Consider the following 2,663-nt stretch of genomic DNA (forward strand, 5'->3'; position numbering starts at 1 on the left):
CGACCCGGTCACGCCAATGGGTCCAATGTTTAATCCATGGTCGTTAACCATGTTAGCGCGCCCTGCAATTGTCTCTATCACTGGAATCTGGTGTGCTTCGGCAAAGGCCGTCATCTCGGCTACGGACCCTGAATATTGGACGCCACCACCGGCGATCATCACGGGTCGTTCTGCTGACTTCAGCAAGGCAACCGCATCTGCAACCTCGTCCGCATCCGGTGTAAGGCGCCGAATACGATGGGTTTTTTCGTCAAAAAACGACGCTGGATAATCGTACGCCCAGCCCTGCACATCCTGCGGCAGGGCGATGAAGGCCGGTCCACAGTCGCCCGGGTCGAGCATCGTGGCAAGGGCTGCTGGCAGCGATTGGATGACCTGTGCGGGATGAGTGATGCGATCCCAGTAACGGGTGACCGACTGAAAGCCATCGTTCAGCCCCAGGGCCGGATTGTTGAAGTGCTCAAGCTGCTGCAGCACAGGGTCGGGCAGCCGGGTCAGGAAGGTGTCACCGCAGAGCATTAACATTGGTAAACGGTTCGCATGAGCAAGAGCAGCAGCGGTCAAAAGGTTCGCCGTTCCGGGGCCAGCCGACGCGGTGCAAAACATGAACCGACGGCGCAGGTGATACTTTGCGTAGGCGGCGGCAGCGAATCCCATGCCTTGCTCGTTTTGGCCGCGATAAAGTGGCAGTGTCTCGCGGTGATCATAGAGAGCCTCACCCAGGCAGGTGACGTTGCCATGGCCGAAAATGCCAAAGCCGCCGCCGCATACGCGTTGGCGTTCTCCATCAATTACAATGAATTGCGCGTTCAGATAGCGTATGATCGCCTGCGCTGTGGTCAGGCGGATGGTTTGGTCGCTCATCGGACGTGTCCTCCCCGAGAGTATCAAAATATGGCCTTTCAGGCACCAAGATGCTTGACGGTCTTGTCGGATACAAGATACCCGTGTTGCAACCGGTTGCAATGTGTTTTTGAGGGTAGGACATGACGGAAATAGGCATAGGCATCATTGGTGGCGGGTATATGGGTAAAGCTCACGCCGTCGCCCATGCCGCAGTTGGCGCGGTATTCAACACGCGGTTACGCCCGCGTCTTGAGATGGTTGCGGCGTCGTCGAAGGCGTCTGCCGAGCGGTATCGTGCCGATTTCGGGTTTGCCCGAGCGGCCGACGACTGGGAGGCACTTGTGCGCGATCAGGGCGTCGAAGCAGTGGTGATTGCCTCTCCACAATCGACCCATCGCGCTGCGGCCGAATTGGCATTTTCACTTGGCAAACCTGTGTTTTGCGAGAAGCCGCTTGGGGCGTCTGTTGCAGACGCCGAAGCCATGGTCGCTGCTGCCAACTCCAGCGGATGCGTCAACATGGTGGGCTTCAATTACATTCGCACGCCAGCCTCGCAATACGCACGCGCTCTGATCGCAAATGGCACCATCGGGGAAGTCACCTGGTTTCGTGGCGAGCATACAGAAGACTTTTTCGCAGATCCCGACATGCCATCTTCATGGCGCACGGACGGGGATGCTAACGGCACAATGGGCGACCTTGCGCCGCACATGATCAACGCCAGCCTCGCGTTGATTGGCCCGATATCCAGCGTGATGGCGCAGATCGAAACTGTTCACTCAGACCGCGGCGGCGTGCCAGTAACGAATGACGATCACGCCCAAATGATGTGCCGTTTCGAGAACGGAACAATGGGCCACATGTTCTTTAGTCGTGTGGCAACGGGGCGAAAAATGGGCTACGCCTACGAGGTCACAGGCACCAAAGGTGCGATCCGATTTGATCAGGAAGACCAGAATGCGTTGTGGCTTTACAAGGCTGAGGGCCCCGAGGTCGAGCGTGGATTTCGCAAGATTTTGACCGGCCCCGGGCACCCAGACTACGCGCCGTTTTGTCAGGGTCCAGGGCACGGAACCGGGTACCAAGATCAGATCGTAATCGAGGCGCGAGATTTTCTCGAGGCGATTGCGGACGATAAAAATTGCTGGCCGACGTTTGCGGATGGCCTTGCTGTTTCGCGGGTGGTAGAGGCCGCCCGCACATCACATGCCGGCGGGGCCTGGACCCAGGTCGGACGCGTTTAAAGGAGACCCGCGCGTGACGATTAGAATTGGAAATGCGCCCTGTTCATGGGGTGTGGAATTTGCCGATGATGCCCGTAATCCGGGCTGGCGCGACGTATTGCGCGAGAACGCGCAAGCCGGGTACAAAGGCATCGAATTGGGGCCTGTTGGCTTCATGCCCGAGGATCCGCCGGTGCTGTCCGAAGCCCTTTCGGAGTTTGATCTTGAATTGATCGGCGGCGTGGTCTTTCGCCCGTTTCACGATGCAGGCGCATGGGACGATGTGCTGGATGCGTCGGTACGAACCTGCAAGGCGTTGAGGGCACACGGCGCGCGGCATCTTGTTTTGATCGATTCTATTTCGCCACGCCGCGCACCAACCGCCGGTCGCGCCGATGATGCCGAGCAGATGGATAAGGCCGAATGGACCGCCTACCGCGATCGCATTGCGCAGGTCGCAAGAATTGGGACCGAGGAGTTTGGCCTGACTGTTGGCATCCATGCGCATGCGGCGGGCTTCATAGATTTTGAGCCGGAACTTGAGCGTCTTTTGAACGAAGTTGATGAAAGCATTCTGAAGATTTGATTTGATAC

The 2,663-nt window shown here is 57.9% G+C and carries 2 protein-coding genes and 1 pseudogene; 2 read left to right on the forward strand and 1 reads right to left on the reverse strand.

Features of this window, described 5'->3' with window-relative positions; translation table 11 throughout:
• Positions 1-864 (reverse strand): thiamine pyrophosphate-binding protein (locus Q1B15_RS20510; protein WP_299757439.1); only part of this gene is annotated, 864 nt, incomplete at its 3' end.
• 122 nt (positions 865-986) lie between these two features.
• Here Q1B15_RS20510 and Q1B15_RS20515 point away from each other — a divergent pair.
• Both Q1B15_RS20515 and Q1B15_RS20520 read left to right on the forward strand, forming a co-directional pair.
• On the forward strand, positions 987-2,090 hold the full coding sequence (locus Q1B15_RS20515; RefSeq protein WP_299757441.1) for a Gfo/Idh/MocA family oxidoreductase: 1,104 nt from the start codon (positions 987-989) through the stop codon (positions 2,088-2,090).
• A gap of 13 nt (positions 2,091-2,103) precedes the next feature.
• A pseudogene (locus Q1B15_RS20520) lies at positions 2,104-2,652 on the forward strand (TIM barrel protein); the annotation flags it as partial.
• Positions 2,653-2,663: the final 11 nt, after the last annotated feature.

The organism is uncultured Boseongicola sp. (assembly GCF_937988555.1).
Classification (GTDB): domain Bacteria; phylum Pseudomonadota; class Alphaproteobacteria; order Rhodobacterales; family Rhodobacteraceae; genus Boseongicola.